Below are 17,695 nucleotides of genomic sequence, written 5' to 3' on the forward strand. Positions count from 1 at the left end.
GCGAAAAAGTACCAAAAACTAGACGGCTGTACAATGCAAAAATGTGAGAAGAATTGTTGAACGGAGGCCGGCCGTTTCGGCCGCGTCGGTTGCGGCCTGAATCGCGGCCGGATTCGTGCTGCGGTCCGAAGTCACTTCCCGTTTTTCGCCCCCACCTTACCCCCGCGCTCGAGCCAACCCCACCGGAACAGGTTCCGGGCGTCCGCGTAACGGCCGTCGGTCGCGGTCGCGCCGAGGACGACGACGATCAACCGGTCGTCGCCCCGCTTGGCACTCGCCACGAGGCAGTTGCCGGCGGGCGTCGTCGTGCCGGTCTTGATCCCCTCGTACCCCTCGATGTCGAGCAGCTTGTTCGTGTTCGCCCACGTCACCGCCCGCTTCCCGCCGCCGGGTTCGACGACCTCGCAGGAATGCCGCCGCGTACCCACGTAAGCCCGGAACCGGTCGTCGGCCATCGCCTCCCGCGCGAGGGCCGCGAGGTCGCGGGCGCTCGACACGTTCTCCCGGCTCAGGCCGTTCGGGTCCTTGTATGCCATCTCCTTGAGGCCGAGGACCTTCGCCCGGCGGTTCATCTCGGCGACGAACCGGGCGAGGCCGTCGCCGTCGTCGGCCGTGCCGAACCGCGGGCCGAAGTGTTCCGCCAGCGCGACGGCCGCGTCGTTGCCGGACGGCAGCAGGAGGCCGTAGAGGAGATCCCGCACCGCCAGCTTCTCGCCCGCTTCGAGCTTCGCCGAACTGCCGCCGGTCTTGGCGGCGCGGTCCGAGAACGTGACCGTCTCGTCGAGGACTTTCGCGTCGGCGGCCGCGAGCCGGAGGACGACCCACGCGGTCATGACCTTGGACGTGCTGGCCATCGGCCGGGCCTCGGCTTCGTTCCCGCCGCCGAGGGCCGTGCCGGCCTTCGCGTCGATGACGATCCAGCTCTTCGCCGTGACGAACGGCGGGCCGTCGAGCGGGTCGGCCGCGGCCTTCTCGGCTTGTGCGAACGCGGGAATCGGCGTCACGGCGAGGACGGCGGCGACGATTAGCTTCCACGTCATGGGCGACGGCCTTTCGCGAGGGGCGGGGGGTCACTTCAACTTACTGACGGTCTTCAACAACTCGCGGTCCGCGTCCGTCAGGAGCCAGCCGTACTGCCGTTCGAGGTCGGTCAGCAGGGCCTTCCGCCGGCCGCGGTCGGTGTTCGTCAGGAACGTGTAGCAGCCGGTCAATTCGTGGACGAGTGCCTTCACCGCGAACGTGTCGTCGATCCGCAGCGGCCGCTCCGCCGGCGTCTTCCGGGCGAGCGCGTCGAACGCCTTGCGGAAGTGCCCGGCCGCGACCGCCGCCTTGTTGTTCTTCAGCGCCACCCGGCCGCGGAGGGAGTCCGGCACGAACGCCGTCGTCTGCTCTAGTGCCGGGTCGGCCTTCGCCAGCCGCTCCAGCTTGTCGGCCTCGTCTTCGAGCTGCTTCGTCGCGTCGGCCTTCGCCCGCGGCGTCGCGTTCGGGTCGTCCAGTTGCGCCTCCGCCCGGTGGACGAACAGGATCGACCGCCAGTACTCGCCGCGCGTCCGGTGGCGTTCGACGGAGGCTTTCAGGTCGCGGGCGAGGGCCGGGTTCCGCTGCAGCTCGACGGCCAGGTCGTCGAGCGCCTTCAGGTGGCGGTCGAGCACGCCCTCGGCCTCCAGCCGCTGCGCCTCCGGCAGGTGGCCGGCCCGGACGCCGCGGATGAGACACCGGGCGAGATCGACCGAGCCTTCAAATTCTACGTCCGTCCGCGGGGCGCGGTCGAGCTTCAGCGCCAGGACGGCCTTCTTGAAGTTCTCGGCCGGGGCTTCCTTCAGAACCCACGCCCGCGCCTCCTGAACGCACCCGCGGAGCCGCCGCTCGTCGTACCGCTTGGCGAACAGTTGCTTGTCCGCCGGGACGCCGGGGATCGGGTCGGACGCCTGGGCGTCGGCCTTCGCCACCGCGGCCTCGGCGGCGTCCAGGTACGGCCTCGCGGCCGCCGCGCGGCCGGCCTTCGCGAGGTCGGTCGCCAGCGCGAGGAGGAACCCGGCGCGGGCCGCGTGGAACGCGACCGACTTCCGCGGCCCCATCGCCTTGTCCGCCGCCTCGAACGCCGCGACGGCCTTCGCCCCCCGCGGCTCATTCGCCACGAAGTCCGCCTTGCGGGCCGCCTTCGGCGCGGCGAACGGCGGCAGCGCGTCGAACTCCGCCGCGACCTGGTACGCCGTTATCGTGTGCGCGACCCGGTTGGCCGGGTCGAGCCGCAGGGCGGCGGCCGCGTCCTGGGAAATCTGCTGCCACGCCTTGACCCGGTCGTCCTCCGGCGCGGCGACGAGGTTTCCGACCGGCTTCCCGGACCCGTCGGAGTAGGCGTTGAACCCCTGGATCGCGACGTAGGCCCGGAAGGCGTGGGCGTCGGCCTTGTCCGGGTGTTGGCCGGCCATCTGGTTGATGAGGAACGTCAGCTCGGCGGCGAGGGCCGTCTGCCGGTCCGCGGCTAGCGCGTCCAGGGCGACCTGCGACCGGACCCGCGCCACCCGCAGGGCCAGGGCGTCCCCGCTGCCCATCGGGGCGCGGGGCAGGGCGTCCTCGACGACGGCGTCGATCTTCGGTAGGAGCTTCCGCTCCAGGGCGTGAACGTCCCGCTGCTTCTCGTACCCCGTGAAGCTCTTCTCGACGATGCGGAAGCCGACGCGGGCGAACGCCGCGGCCGCGGTCGCCCGGTCCTCGTCCGGCAGCTCGCTGTCCTGCGCCTGGAGGCGGAGGAACGCGGCGGCCAGCGGCAGGTCCTCGTCCAGCACCTTCGCCGGGTCGAGCGTCCGCATGCCGGTCACGGCCCGGACCGTCGGCCGGTCGCCGCACGCGGCCGCGAGCAGCGCGAGCGGGATGGCCCACTCCTTGTGGTCCTTGCCGTTCAGCTCGTCGGCCTTCTTCAGCCAGCCGAGGGCCTTCACGTCCTTCGGGTACGGGTTGGACTTCTCGCCGAGCAGGTCCTCGCTCGTCTTGTCCTGCAACTTCATTTGAAGGACCGGCGCGGCCAGGGCCGTCGCGGCGCGAGCCTGTCGGGCGGGCGTCGTCAGAATCTTCGGCGGCTTCTGGTACAGCTCGAACAGCTTCTCGGCGGACGCCTCGCCCTTCTCCGAGACGGCGCGGAGGAAGGAGACGAACGCTTTCTTGTCCGCGGCCGTTGACTCGGTGGCCGGGAACTTCTCGGCCTCGTCGAGCAACCGGTTGGCCGCCGGGGCGTCCGGCCGCGCCGTCGTCTGCTCGGCGGCCGCGAGCCGCACCCACCCCTGCGCGTCGTCCTCGCCGCACGCCTGCCGGAGGAGTTCTAGGTTCGGCTCGTTCGCGGTCAGGGCGTCGCGGACGTGGACGGCCAGCGCCTCCTGGAACAGGTCCTGGAGTTGCTGCTTCTCAGCGGCGGGGATGGTCGTCCATGCCTTCGTCCGGTCGCGGAGAGAGCGGAGGTCGGCGACGGGCGTGGCGTGCTTCGTGCCGAGCCGCATCAGCTCGACTGCGAACGGGCCGGGGAGCGGCACGTCGGCCTCGGTCTTGAACAGGGCCGCGTAGGCCGTCAGGTTCGGCTTCTCGCCGGACCGGGCGGCGGCCCACACGTCGGCGGCGGCGAGGAAGGTCCGCACCTTCGCCGGCAACTCGGTCCGGCCGAACCGTTCGCCGAGGGCGTCGGCCGCCGCCCGCAGCTCGCCGACGCGCTTCTTCGCGGCCTCGACGTTCTCGGCCGTGGCCGCGACCCCGACCTTCTGCATCGCGGACGTTGCGGCCGCGTACTCGTTCGCCTCTAGCTTCGGGACGTGCCAGCCGACGACCTCGGAACGGCTGCCGGCGTCCGGGACGCGGTCGGCGAACTTCCTGTCCGCGGTCAGCACGTCCGTGACGAACGCCCGCCGGTCCGGGGCCGCCTTACCGATCTCGATTAGCTTCCGCGCGAGCTTCTGTTGCTGTTCCGGGGCGAGTTGCTTCTTCGACAGTTCGTTGACCGTCTCCTGAAAGCGGTCGGCCGGGACGGTGTCGAGAATCTTAAAGTCGTCGTCCACCGGTGGCGGTGGCGGCGGTGGCACGGTGGTCTTGGTCTCGTCGATCTTCTTCTCGGGCGGGCGGTCGCTGAAGGGTTTGAAGACCGCCAGCGCGCCGAACGTGACGCCGCCGGCGAGCAGCCCGCCGATGAGCACCTTCGCCGGCAGCCCGAGGCCGGCCTTCCGCGGCGGCGCGGGAGGCTTCACCGGCAGGGGCGGCGAGGTCGGCCGCGGGTCGGCGGGCGGCGAGATGTTCGGCTTCGACCGCCACTTCGGCGACGGCAGCGTCGATTCCTCCTCCTCGACGACCGGGAACGACTTCGTCTTGTGGTGGCTCGGCGTGACCGGCGGACTCGGCCGCGGCGGGGGCGTCACCGCGACCGGCACGGTCGGCGGCGGCGACGGCTTCGGCGGTTGCTCGCCCCGCAGGATCGCCTGGAGTTCGTCGCCGAGGGCGACGGTCCCGAGCAGCGGCCCGGCCGGGTCGTCGGCCTCGCGGTTGAGCTTCGGCCGGTCCACCTTCGCCGGCTTCTCGTCGGCCACGGGAAGCGACACGTCCGGGCCGGTGAGCGTCTTGTTGTACGGCCCCACGTCGATGCCGGACGCCGGCGTCTGCGTCTTGCCCTCGGCCACCGGCGTCTCGCGGGGGTCGGTCCCGACGTTCGGGATGTGCGTCTCGAACAGCGCGTCGTCCGGCGGAACGTCGAGGATGATCGCGGCCGAACTCACTTCCAACCCGACGGCGGGCGGTTGCGTCCCGGCGAGCGGGGCCGGCTTCTCCGGAACCCGCCGCGGCGGTTGATGCGGAATCGCCACGGACCCGGACTTGCTCGGCACGACGCCGGCCGGCGACACCGGGTCGAGGCCGGCCGCCGCCCGCTCCAGTTGCTTCACCATCTCCCGGCACGACGGGTAGCGGGACTTCGGTTGCGGCGACGTGGCCCACTTCAGCACCTGCGTCTCGCCGGGCGAGAGGGCCGGGTGGGCGAAGTCGAGCGACCCCTCGGCGTGCGCGAGCATGAGGCCGAGTTGGCCGATGGCCCGGTCGAACGGCAGCCCGCCGGTCCGCAGCTCGAAGTAGCTGATGGCCAGCGCGTACTGGTCCGTGCCCGGCATCGGCTTGTTGCCGGTCAGCTCCGGGGCGCTGTACGCGAGCGAGAACGCGGCCTTCGTCTGCCGGGCGTCCGGGGTGACGAGCACGGCGACGCCGCAGTCCGCGAGTTGCACCTCGCCGGACACGAGCATCATGTTGTCCGGCTTGATGTCGCAGTGGATGATCGGCCCGTCGCCCGCGCCGATCCCGTGGTCGGCCTTGTTCAGGAAGTCGATCCCCTTCGCCGCCCCCTGGACGTAGCCGAGGACTTCCTCCAGCGGCAGGCCCCGCAACTCGGCCGGCGGCGTGTCCGGCGGGTTAACCTCCTTCAGCCGGGATGACAGGTTCTGCTCGCCGAGGCCCATCGCGATGACGAGTTCGCTGAGTTGATCCTTCTCTTGAACCTCCTGCGCCTTGTGAAGTGGGAGTTCGTGGCCGTCCTTGTCCTTCAGCCGGGCGGTGTAGATCGGGATGAGGTTCGGGTGGCGGAGGTTGCGGACGAGGTTGAGGCCCTTCAGCTCCTTGCGGGCGCTCGGGCTGCGGGACAGGTCGATCATCTTGATGGCGACGAAGATGCCGGACTCGGTGTCCACCGCCTTCCAGACGACGCCGAAGTTCCCCTGCCCGAGGAACTCCACGAGTTGATACCCGGCGATCGGTTGGTCGCCCACGTCGAGCTTGCGCCGAGCCATGCGAATTCCCGCGGAAGGTGATGAGGGCGGCCCGCTCGGTCCTCGTAGGCGGGTCAAGGCTCTGCGCCGACCCGCCGTCGCGCCCCCCGGCCGGTTCGGCGGTTCTCCGAAGCGGTTGCGGTCCCCGCGGCGGGTCGGCGCAAAGCCTTGACCCGCCCTACGTCAAATCTAGCGACCTTTCGCGGCCGGGACGTAGTAAACGACGTGGACGCAGCACATGGGCAGCGGGTCGTACTCGATGGCGACCTTCTTGATCTCGCCGCTCGTCCGCGTCTCCCCGGACGCGGCGAGAAGCCCCCGCTTGCCGGCCGCGTACTTCGCCTTCTCGACGACCGCGACGGCCAGCGACCCGTTGGCGTCGGAAACGTGCGTCGAGTCCTTCAGCAGCTTCTGCGCGGCCACCAGGCTGCCGGTGTTGCGAATCTTCCACGCCCCGCCGCCGAGGTCGAGGGCCGTCGCCGTAGCCGTGTCGTCGCGGACCTTCTGCGCCTCCGGCTTCACTTCGACCTTCTTCTCGGTTTCTTCGGCCCGCTTGCCGAACACGAGCAGGCTGATCTTGCCGCGGAACATCGGGTTCAACTGGTCGTAGGCCCGCGCCGACTCGTCCTCCGGCAGCACCTCGAACGGGTTGTACTTCCCGTCCGCGTTAATGTAGAAGCCCTCGATCTTGTACGAGTCCTTCGGCCCGAGCACCCACTTCCGCTGCTCGTGGGCGGCCTTGTCCATGAGCGAGTCGTTGCTGATCGCGTTCGTGTTCTTGCCGTTCACGGCGAGGAGCACGCCGTAGCTCTCCGTCGCGCTCGTGTTCGTGAGGACGAAGTGGACCTTCTGCTTGGCCCCCGGCGTCACCGCGATCCGCGGCTCGCCCTTGTCCTGGGCCCACGGCTGCTCCTTGCCGTCGAAGAAGATTTGCAGCCGGACGGGGCTTTGCGTGTCGTCCGGCTGTTGGCCCTGGGCGGCGACCGGTGGGGCGTTCGACTGGTCCCGCTTGGCCGCGTCCTGGGCCGCTTCCTCGTCGTCCGCCTCCATGCCGAGGGACCGCGACTTGGCCGTCAGGTTGAAGCTCTGGCCGAAGCTCGCCAACATGCCGCGGTCGGTCCGGATGCCGCTCCCGCCCGCCTTGTCGTCGAGCGTGTACAGTTCCTTGAGCGCGGCCGGGTCGGCGGTCGTGAACCCGTAGAACCTCACGGTCGTGGTCTGGTAGTCAGGGGCGGTGACGACCTCGCCGGTGACGAACCCGTCCGGGGCGAGCTTCGTCGAATCGTCCCACGCGAGCGGCAGCTTGCCGACCTGCGCGATCTGCTTGCGGCCGGCCTGCGTCCGCCAGGTGATCGGCGTCTTTGTGCGTTCGGCCGTCTCCGCCAGCACGAGCCCGGCGTCGGACAAAATCATCCGCGGCTTCTTCGGGTCGTTCGTGAGGATGAGCAGGTTTTCGAGCCGCGTCGCCATCCGCGCGTTGACGGTCCCGGCGGTGAACGAGCCGTCCCCGGCCCCGGCCTTGAACTCGAACTTCAGGACGGCGACGTTCCTTACGCCGAGCTTGCCGACGGCGGCCGCGATCTGGTCCGCCTGCGCGACCATGTTCTTGTCGATCTGGTCCGCGCGAACGCCGCCGACGGCCAGCCCCGCGACGACGACAACCGTGAGCAACCGAGTCACAACGCACCTCGTTCCGTCAATGTGTAGGGTGGGCCGAGTCTTCGAGGCCCACCGCGTCGGCGTTCGCCCCACCGGTGGGCCTCGAAGACTCGGCCCACCCTACTTCACCCGCGTCACTGGCAGGCCCCACAGCGGGTTCGGCGACATCTGCACCGTCTGCGGCGGCTTCTCGTACTGCCGTACCAGCTCCCGGACGCGGCCGCGGGTGAACAGGAACACCTCGCCGACGGTCAGGATGCCGTCGCCGTCCGTGTCCGCGTCGGCCCGGCGGAAGTTCAGGCTCTCGCCCAGGCCGGTGCTGAAGAACCCGCGGGTCGTGAGCTTCCCGCCGACCTCGACCGGGGCCTCCCACGCGAACTGGTCCGGGGCCGCGGCCGTCAGCACGACCGGCCCCTTGCCGTCCGGCCGCAGGTCCCGCGCGCCATCCCCCAATCGCGACTCGTCGGCCGCCCCCGAATGGCACGCATCGAGGAAGATCAACTTGCGCCCCTTCGCCGCCTTCAACTTGTCGAAGATCGCCTTTCCCGACACCTCGGCCGTCGCGTTCTTCTCCGGATTGTATCCGACGAAGTACCACGTCCCCGGCTCGACGACGCCGTTCCGCACCTTCCCGTGCCCGTGCCCGGCGAGGAAGATCATCGTCCAGTCCTCCGACCCGGCCTCGGCCGTCAGCTTGTCGATGGCCGCGAAGATCGCCTCCGGCGTGGCCTTCTCGTTGAGCAGCGGTTCCTCGAACGTGACCTTGTCGAAGAACCGGGCGTCGGCGAGCGACTTGAACGCCGCGTGCACGGCCGTCGCGTCGGCGACGCTCGCCTCCAGCTTCTTCCACTTCCCGCCGGGGTAGGCGTCGATGCCGACGACCAGCCCGCGGAGGTTGCGGGCACGCTTCACGACGATCTTCGTCTCGAAGTCCAGCGCCCGCTCCGTCCGCACCCCCTGGGCGTAGGCGACGACGACGAGCCGGTTCGTCCCGTTCCGCAACAGCGTGGCCGGGATCGTCAGCTTCTTCTGCTCGAATACCTCTTCGGGCCGGGTCGGGACTTCCTCCCAGAAGAGGTGGTCGAGGTTGTCCGTGTCGCCGAGCCAGAGTTCGACCCGCTCCAGCGGGATGGATTGGTCCGGGGCGGCGTACTTCCGCCGCGGCGTGACGGTGAAGTCCACGGCGACCGACCCGTCCGCGGCCGGGGCCGAGAGCTTGGCCGCGATGGTGGGCGGCAGCACGTCCGGGGAGAACGGCTCGCCGGGGGTGCGGGCGAACCGTTCGAGCAACTGCCGCACGCGGTCCGGCTGGTGGAACAGTTTCCGGTACTGCTCGGCCGGGAAGAACCGCGGCGAGTCGGCGGCCGTCTTTCCGCCGACCAGCCAGCCGACGTAGGCGTCGCCGTTCGTGCTGCAATCGTAATAGAAGTCCTGGTAGCGGTAGAGGACCCACTCGTCGTCGCGGGTCGGGAAGAACCGCCACTGCGGCCGTTGGAACAGGAGCGTCTTCGCCCGTACCGGCTCGGTCGCGCCAGGCCGCTTGCCGACGAACGCGAGTTCGTGCCCCGGAACCGGGCTGCCGAGGCGTTCGAGCCACTCCGTCGATTTCACGACCTCCGCCCCGTCCACGATCAGCCGGTCGATCCGGTCCCGCGGCAGTAACCCTGCCTCCCACGCCGGGCCGCCGGGGTCGATCTCCTTCACGACGAGCTTGTTCTCCTCGACGCCGAACGCCGCCCCGAGTTCCCCGTGGTGCTTCCAGTCGTCCGTGCTCCAGACGGCGAGCGTGTGGTCCCGCGAGGCGGTGAACAGGAGCTTGCCGTCGGCCGCGGGGACGATGGACGTGACGTACCCGGCGTGCCCGGACGCGCAGCGGACGCGGCGGGGCTTCTCGCCCGGCCCGGCCTCGAACACGCTGAACCCCCAGTAGTGTCCGACGGCCAGCCGCACCCGGTCCGTGTCCGGCCTCGCGGGCAGGAACGTGTAGCAGATCGGCCGCTCGTCCCGCAGCGGGTCGAGGACGATGGGGTAGCGGAACGTGCCGTCGGCCGACACGAGCGTCCACTTCGACTCGTCCTTCGCGTCGAACTCGATCTTCCAACCGTTGACGGTGTTGAGCGCGGCCCCGGCCGGCGGCTCGTCGCGCTTCCACTGGCGGGCCTTCAGGTCGAAGACGCGCCACGGGCCGTCGCCGCGGGCGTTCGGGTGCTTCGGGTCGAGCGCCGGCCGGTCGCGGAAGCCGACGGCGAACCCGTCCGGCGCGACGCGGAGTTCCCACAGGCTCGACCCGACGCCGGACTGAATGCCGGTCTGCTTGAGGGACGTTCCTTCGATGGCCCACAGGCTCGTCTCGTGGTCCGGCCCCGCGGCGACGGCGAGCCGCGTGCCGGTCCCGTCGAACGCCAACGCCTCCGGCGCGAAGCCCAGGGGTTTGTCGGAGGTCGCGATCTTGCGGGGTCGCGAACCGCTGATGTCGAAAACCTCGACGGACCCATCTGCCCACTGGAAGAACGTGCGGCCTTCCTGGGCGGCGTCCTTCAGCCCGACGGCGACCCGCTGCCCGTCGGCGTCGATGGCCACGCGGTTGACCACTTTCTCGCGGTTGTACTTCAAGTGTCCTCGAAGCCGGCCGCGGTCGTCGCGGACTTCCAGAGCGGAAAACTCACCCGCCTGTCGCAGCGGCGACGCCACGAACGTACCCGCCGCGGCGGCGGCCCGGACCTGATACAGCGGCCCGTTCTCGAACGCCCACGTCGGCTGCGGGTCGGCGGTGGCATCGGCGGCAACGTCGAACACCCCGCCGTCGGCGCGGACGAACCGGACGCGGTCGCCGGCGAACCCGACCCACAGCACGCGGGTTCCTTCCTTTGCCTTGTCTGCCTTCGGCCGTGCGACTTGTTGCATCGCGTTCGTCGTCAGCGTCCAGACCCAGACGGAGCCGTCGTCGTGCCCGACGGCCAGCCGGTTGCCGGAAGTGTCGAATGCGAGCGCCCAGACGGCCTCGCCGGCGGCGTAGTCCTTGTGCGTGCCGGACGACAGGCCGTGAACGATCTCGCCGGTACGGTCGCCGGCCAGGGCGAGGACCGACACGTCCGAGGTGAACCGCCCGTACCCGGCGACGGCGGCGAACCTCCCGCCGGGCGACAGGGCGAGGGCGTAGATCGCGCCGCGGGTCTCGCGGAACGTGTTCCACAGGTACGGTTCGAGGTAGCGGAGGCGGCCGTTGGTCACGGCCCAGCGGTGGAGGACCTTGTCGTCGCCGACGCCGAGTAGTTCGCCGGCCGGGGTGAACGCGAGGGCGTCGCACGCGCCGCTGCGGCCGAGCGACCGGACGGCCATCGCCGGGTCGAGTTCCCGCAGCCGGGCGGTTTGCGCCGCGGCGCGGGGAGCGTCTCCGACGGCGACGAGGGCCACGACGAACAGAAACGACCTCACGCCGTCACCCCGCGTTCCGATGAGAAGGCTGCGGACCGAGACACCATGCCATCATCCCGCACGAACCGGCCGAACACAAGGCGACGCCCGCACTGAGAGTACGGCCTGGACCGCGGCCCGGTTTCCGATTCGCTAGCCGCCGGAGATGAACGGCGAGACGAACAAGGGCCGGCGGCCGCTGCTCGTCGTGGCCAGGTGGCTGAGCCGCGGGCCGCCCTGGGCGGTCTGCACGGCGGGTCCATGAGTTCGGAATCCGTTCGGGACGGGTCGTCGTACTCAGTTAGGTCGGATTGATCGACTTGGGCATTCTTTCCGGGCGCTCGGCGAAGTTATTCCGACTGTACCACCTGAAAGGGCTTGTACCAGGCCCGGGTTTGCTCCATACATTACGATGCCCGTAATCCGTCCGCAACGGCCACGACGACGCGGTCGGCCGTCGAATCTCACCCTCGTTCGTCCACATCGCGCGGAGTCCCTCCCATGGCCCCTACCTGGTTGAAGGCCCGGTTCCCCCGGACGACCGCTCGCAAACCCGCCGCCCGCCCCGGCCTCCGGCCGACCCTTCTACAGTTGGAAGACCGGGTGACGCCCGCGGCGATCAGCATCGGGGACGCAGTCGCCATCGAAGGGAACACGCTGACGTTCACCGTCACGTCCGACGTGCCCGCCAGTCCCGGCGACATCACGTTCGACTTCGCCACCGCCGACGGGACGGCGACGGCGGGTACGGACTACGTCGCCCTCGTCGGGACCGGGACGATCACGGCCGGGAACACGAGCACGACCATCAGCGTGACGGTCAACGGCGACACGACCGTCGAGCTAGACGAGACGTTTACCGTCACGTTGAGCAACCCGTCGATCAACGACACCATCGCGGACGGCACGGCGACCGGGACGATCCTGAACGACGACTCGGCGACGGTGACGATTGCCCCGGCGGCGGCGGTCGAGGGGGCGGGGGTGGTGTTTACCGCAACCCTGTCGAACGCGGTGGACACGGCCGTGACGGTGACGCTGACGCCTAGCAAGCAGGCGGGGGACACGGCAACCGAGACCACGGACTTCGCGACCGCGCCGCAGGTCATCACGATCCCGGCCGGGTCGTTGAACGCCAGCGCGACGGTTGGCACGGTCGCGGACGCCGTGGTCGAACCGAACGAGACGTTTACCGCCACGTTAGGCGGGTTGAACGCAAACGGCCGGGCCGTGACCATCGCCAAAGGGACGGTCATCGGCACGATCGTCAACGACGACGCGACGGCGCTCACGGTCCAAGACGTGGTGCAGGCCGAGGACGGCGGGCCGGTCACATTCACCGTCACGCTGTCCAACCCGGTCCAGGGCGGGTTCACGGTCGATTACCAGACGACGAGCGGGACGGCGGCCGCGGGCAGCGACTTCGTAGGCACGAGTGGGACGTTGACGTTCGCCGGCACGGCCGGGGAGACGAAGACGTTCGCGGTGACGATCATCGCGGACAACACGGTCGAGCTGGACGAGGCGTTCACCGTCAGCTTGTTCAACGTCGTCCCGGCCGCGGGCACGGACCCGGCGGGCATCGACACGACGGACACGGCCACCGGCACCATCACGAACGACGACGGGGCCGAGTTCAAGATCACGAGGACCGCCTCCGCCGTCGAGGGCGGGCCGGTCACGTTCACCGTCACGCTGTCGAACCCGGTGGACGCGGACACGTCCGTGACGGTCACGACGGCCGACGGCACCGCCGTGGCAGGCAACGATTACACGGCCCTCGCCGGGCAAGTCGTGAGCTTCCCGGCGGGGACGACGAGCAAGACGGTCACGGTCCTTACCGCCGCCGACGCCGCGGTCGAGGCGGACGAGACGTTCACCGTCACCCTCGGCGGGCTGGTGGACGGCGGGCAGCCGGTCTTCATCTCCGCGACGGACAACGTCGGCACCGGCACCATTCTCGACGACGACGCGACGACGCTCACGATCCAGGACGTGACGCAGGCCGAGGCGGGTGGCCCGATGACGTTCACCGTCACGCTGTCCAACCCGGTCCAGGGCGGGTTCACGGTCGATTACAAAACGGCCGACGGCACCGCCCTCGTCGCGGACGGGGACTACACCGCCACGACCGGCACGCTGACGTTCGCGGGCACGGCCGGGGAGGCGAAGACGTTCCAGGTCGTCGTGCTGAACGAGAACCTCGTCGAGCCGAACGACGAGTTTTTCACCGTCAGCCTGGCGAACGTCGTCCTCCTCGGGTCGTTCAGGTCGCCGACTCAGATCGACGCGACGGACACGGCGAAGGGGGTCATCACCAACGACGACACGGCCACGATCACGCTCGCCGGTGCGACGAGCGCCGAGGGGACGAACCTGATCTACACGGTGACGCTGTCGAACCCGGTGTCGAAGGACGTGTCGGTCGATTTCTCGACGCTCGCCGGGGTCGGCGTACGGCCGGCCACGGCGGGGGCGGACTTCACCGTCACGGCGTCGAAGCTCACGTTCGCGGCGAAGGCGCAGGTGGTCACCGTCGCCGTGCCGATCATCGACGACCGCCGGGTCGAGGGGGCGGAGCAGTTCGACGCGAAGGTCGCCAACAAGGCGACGGACGCCGGCGTGGACGCGTTCGTGACCGTCGCGAAGGCCCAGGACACGGCGACGATCACGGACAACGACACGGCCGTGTTCAGCTTCACACAGGCCGCGAATAGCCGGCTCGAAGACGACGTGACGGGCGTGACGGCGACCGTGCAGCTGACCGTCACTGCCGTCGGCGCGGGGCCGGACGGCCTCGACCAACCGATCACCGTCCGCGTCAGCAGCGGCGGCACCGCGACCAACGGCGTCGATTACAAGTTCACGAACCCGACCGACCTGACGTTCCCCGCCGGGAACTTCACGACCACGACGAAGGACATCGCGTTCGACCTCGTCGAAGACTTTAGCAAGGAGGGCGACGAGACGATCGTGTTCGCCCTCGCCGTGCAGGCGGACGCGACCGGGACGCAAGCCGTCGTCGGCAACCCGGCCACGCACACGTTCACCATCACTGGCGACGACGAGGTGGTCGATCCGGGCAAGCTGTTCGCCGCGTCCACCGGGGCCGGGGCGCTGCCGCTCGTCCGGCTGTTCACGAACGACGGGAAGTTCAGCCGCCAGTTCCAGCCGTTCGAGTCCACGTTCCGGGGCGGCGTCCGGGTCGCGACCGGGGACTTCAACGGCGACGGGTTCGACGACGTGGCCGCCGGGGCCGGGCCGGGCGGCGGGCCGCGGGTCGTCGTTATCGACGGCAAGACCGGCGGCGTCCTCGCGTCGTTCTTCGCCTACGAACAGACGTTCACCAACGGGGTGTTCGTTGCAGTCGGCGACGTGACCGGTGACGGCCGGGCGGACGTGGTCGTCGGGGCCGGGTCGCTCGGCGGGCCGCGGGTCCAGGTCCGCGACGGCGCGACGTTCGAGGTGGTGCAAGACTTCTTCGCCTACGACCCCGGATTCCGCGGCGGCGTGCGGGTCGCCGTCGGCGACGTGGACGGCGACCAAGAGGCCGGCGACGACACCGCCGAGATCGTTACGGGGCCGGGCATCTCCGGCGGGCCGAACGTCATCGTCTACGACATCGACGCCGACAACACCCTGTCCAAGCAGGCCAGCTTCTTCGCGCTGGACAGCACGTACCGGGGCGGCGTGTTCGTCGGCGTGGCCCCGAAGTTCGGCGGCGGCGGCGTGATCGTCGTCGGGCCGGAGAGCACGGCCGACCCGCGGGGCACGCTGTTGGAGACATTCTTCCCGTCGCTGCCGAACACGGACGGGTTGCAGGCCGGCCGCCGGGCGATCCTCGACGAGTTGGACCGCCCGTCCGAGGTGCGGACGTTCTTCGTCACGGACGCCGGTGTCACGGCCGGGCCGGCGGCGTCCGGGTTCGACCCGTCGTTCCGCGGCGGCGTCCGGGTGGCCGGCGGCGATCCGGTCAACGGCGAGCCGACGATCGTGATCGGCCCCGGAACCCGGAGTGACGGGCTAATCAAGCGGCTCCGCCTGACCGAAGGCGACACGCTCGAGACGCTCGACACCATCCTGCCGTTTGGCGACATCGGCACGTCGAGCATCTACGTCGGTTGATCGAAGCAACAAACGGCGTGGCCCCGGTCGTGTTTCGACCGGGGCCACGCCGTTTCCACGTTTCAAATCAGAACTGGAAACCCGCCTGGAGCGTCGCCTGCAAGGAGAACGGCCGCGGGCCGGTGATCGGCGTGCCGACCGCGAACCCGATGCTCGCCCCGCTGCGGAACAGGAAGTGCGTCCCGCCCAGGCACGTCACCGAGTCCACGAACCCGACCGGCTCGGACCGCCGGCCGCGGTTGTCGAACGGCGTGTTCACGTGACACTCGGCGACCGGAACGATGGCCGCCAGCCGCCCCGTCTCGAACTCGAACAGCCGGTAGCCGACGTTCACGCTGTTCGACATGAACGTCACGTCGTTGTCCTCGGACGGGATGATGACGGAGCTGAACCCCTGGGCGAACGCCCGGCCGTTCAGGCCGGTGAAGATGTACCCCAGGTACGGCTGGAACAGCACGCCGCGGATGTTCGTGCCGGTGATGCTGCTCGGGAACGGTAGCGAGCCGGTCGGCACGGTTAGCAACATGCCGGCCGAGATCAGGTTCCCGGTCCGCGGGTTCTCCAGCAGCACCGCCTTCGACGTGAGCGTGATGTCGCCGAGGCTGGTTTCGTTCACGAACCGCGGGCTGGTCAGCTGGTTGTACGGCAACCGAATCCCGACCGAGAACTGCCGGTCGGCGAACGCCTGCTCATACCCGAAGACCTGCTGGTGCAGCACGATCCGCGGGACCTCGAACCCGCCGATCGACCGGCTCACCTGGTCGTAGAAGTTGTACGTGAAGTACGCCCGCGTCGTCGGCCGGGGGGTGTCGTTCTCGGTCACCTTGAACGCCCCGCGGACGACCTGCGGCACGCGGGCGACGAAGTCCGCGAGCGACGGGTCGAACACCTGCCCCTTGCCCGGCAGCACGCCGATCACGCGCGCCCCCGGCTGCGGCGACGACGCCCGGCCGAGGATGTTCTCGTCCGTCGGCTCGAACCGGCCGATGCCGCCGACCAGTTCTCGGCTGCCGTCCGGATTGACGACGACCGGCAGTTGCCCGGCGAACGTGCCGTCCGGGTTGACGAGCACCGGCAGCGGCCCGGCGATGAACCCGCCGCCGAGCAGGTCGCCGAACACCTGCGGCAACCCGGTGGCGCGGGCCGACGTGCCGCCGGCTTCCGCCCCGGTCAGGGCGGCCGTCAGGTTGGACGGCAGCGGCGCGGCGTTCGTGTCCGGCTGGATCGGCGGGATCGGGGCGACGGGCGGCGTCGGCGCGGTCGGATCGACGGCCGGCGGGCAGGCCGGCGCGACCGCCGGCGGGCAGACCAACGGCGGGGCCGCGGGCGCGAGCCGGGGGCCTCTCTTCAACGGCCAAGAGACCGTTTCGATGCCGGGGTCTTGCGCGGCCAGCGGCGAGGAGAGGCCGACGATGCCGCAAGCCAAGGCGAGGAGTTTGTTACGCGCCGTCATGGCGACCTCGGGGAAGGGTTCGGCCGGCCGCCGTCGTGCGACCGCCGCTCATCCCTAGAAGCGACATTCCCGGCACGCGAGGAAGAGGAATCGTAAGCCGGGGAATCGGTATTTCGGACACGCAGGGCGAAATAATGCACAAACCGGGCGCGGGTTGCCGTGCTTCAACGGCAATCCGGCCCGGCTCGGAAGTTCGGTTCAAGTTCCGGCCGCCGCGCGGTCGGGCATCACTTCTTCAGCATCCCCTGCGTTTCGAGGAACTCGTGGAACCGGGCCGGCCACGTCTCCCACGGCTTGCCGGTCGCGCGGCCGGGGCGGAACCCGAACCCGTGCGGGGCCTTCGCGTAGACGTGCAGCTCGGCCGGGACCTTCAGCTTCTTCAGGTCGAGGTAGTGCTGCACCAGCCACGCCCCGGCCCCGTCCTCGTCGCCGACGAGCAGGAACGTCGGCGGTGAGTTCTCCTTCGTCACGTCCGCCCCGCGGATGCCGAGCGGCCCGGCGTAAACGAGCGCCTGAAAGCTCGGCACGGCGCTCTCCCGGTCGATCGGGTCGGTTGCATTCGGGTCGCCCTTCTCGTTCTTGCGGCAGACCATCGCCACCGTCTCGCCGCCGGCGGAGAACCCGATCATGCCGATGCGGGCCGGGTCGAGGTTCCACTCCTTCGCCTTGCTCCGCATCAGTCGCAACGCGCGCTGGCCGTCCTGGGCCGGGTGAACGTCGAGCTTGTACGGCGAGTCCTTCTCGCGGGGGAGCCGGTGGCGCAGCACGACGGCCGCGATTCCCTTTTCAGCGAGCCACGCGGCGAGGTTCTCGCCCTCGTGCTTGACCCACAGCTCGCGGTGGCCGCCGCCCGGCACGACGACGACGCCCGCGCCGGTGGCCGCTTCTTTCGAAGGGAGGAAAACGGTGACGTAGGGGTTGTGGACGTTGGTGAGCCGGTACTCGCCGGTCGTCTTGCTCTCGCGGTCGCGGACTTCCTTCTCGTCCTTCTTGCCCTCGAAGCCGGGCGGGCCGTTCTGCCAGAGGTGGATCAAAGGCGGGTCGGCGGCGAGGGCGGCCGGGGTGAGGACCAGTACGGCGAGCAGCGCGCGAAGCATGGGACACTCCGAAGGAAGAGGGATTCGGGGCGGTTGTTGTAGCCCGACTTCCGAAGTCCGGCTTCGACTTCGGAAGTCGAACGGCGCAGGGATCAAAAGGGGAGAGAGGAACGCCCCCGCGGGGGATCGACTTCCGAAGTCGAAGCCGGACTTCGGAAGTC

7 protein-coding genes are annotated in these 17,695 nt (G+C 69.9%); 1 reads left to right on the forward strand and 6 read right to left on the reverse strand.

Annotated elements, in window-relative coordinates; translation table 11 throughout:
- Positions 1 to 131: 131 nt before the first annotated feature.
- From AC5JJ2_RS12715 to AC5JJ2_RS12730, 4 genes are all read right to left on the reverse strand, one after another.
- On the reverse strand, positions 132 to 1,040 hold the full coding sequence (locus tag AC5JJ2_RS12715; protein WP_495858365.1) for a D-alanyl-D-alanine carboxypeptidase family protein: 909 nt from the start codon (positions 1,038 to 1,040) through the stop codon (positions 132 to 134).
- 30 nt (positions 1,041 to 1,070) lie between these two features.
- The gene (locus AC5JJ2_RS12720; protein ID WP_495858366.1) at positions 1,071 to 5,807 is read right to left on the reverse strand and encodes a serine/threonine-protein kinase; all 4,737 of its coding nucleotides are present in this window, start codon (positions 5,805 to 5,807) and stop codon (positions 1,071 to 1,073) included.
- A 168-nt stretch (positions 5,808 to 5,975) separates the two neighbouring features.
- The gene (locus AC5JJ2_RS12725; RefSeq protein ID WP_495858367.1) at positions 5,976 to 7,466 is read right to left on the reverse strand and encodes a hypothetical protein; all 1,491 of its coding nucleotides are present in this window, start codon (positions 7,464 to 7,466) and stop codon (positions 5,976 to 5,978) included.
- Between the two features lie 99 nt (positions 7,467 to 7,565).
- Entirely contained in the window at positions 7,566 to 10,880 is a 3,315-nt protein-coding gene (locus AC5JJ2_RS12730; RefSeq protein ID WP_495858368.1) for a caspase family protein, read from the reverse strand.
- Between the two features lie 480 nt (positions 10,881 to 11,360).
- Between AC5JJ2_RS12730 and AC5JJ2_RS12735 the strand changes: the two genes are divergently transcribed.
- Positions 11,361 to 14,984 carry a beta strand repeat-containing protein gene (locus AC5JJ2_RS12735; RefSeq protein ID WP_495858369.1) on the forward strand — a complete coding sequence of 1,208 codons (3,624 nt, stop codon included), beginning with the start codon at positions 11,361 to 11,363 and terminating at the stop codon, positions 14,982 to 14,984.
- Positions 14,985 to 15,051: 67 nt separating this feature from the next.
- Here the strand turns inward: AC5JJ2_RS12735 and AC5JJ2_RS12740 are convergent, their stop codons facing one another.
- Both AC5JJ2_RS12740 and AC5JJ2_RS12745 read right to left on the reverse strand, forming a co-directional pair.
- Positions 15,052 to 16,437, reverse strand: coding sequence for a hypothetical protein (locus AC5JJ2_RS12740; RefSeq protein ID WP_495858370.1), 1,386 nt, complete (start codon positions 16,435 to 16,437; stop codon positions 15,052 to 15,054).
- Positions 16,438 to 16,664: 227 nt separating this feature from the next.
- A complete protein-coding gene (locus tag AC5JJ2_RS12745; protein ID WP_495858371.1) occupies positions 16,665 to 17,534 on the reverse strand; it encodes an alpha/beta hydrolase in 870 nt (289 codons plus the stop codon).
- Between the last annotated feature and the right edge of the window lie 161 nt (positions 17,535 to 17,695).

It is taken from the genome of Limnoglobus sp. (genome assembly GCF_059499385.1).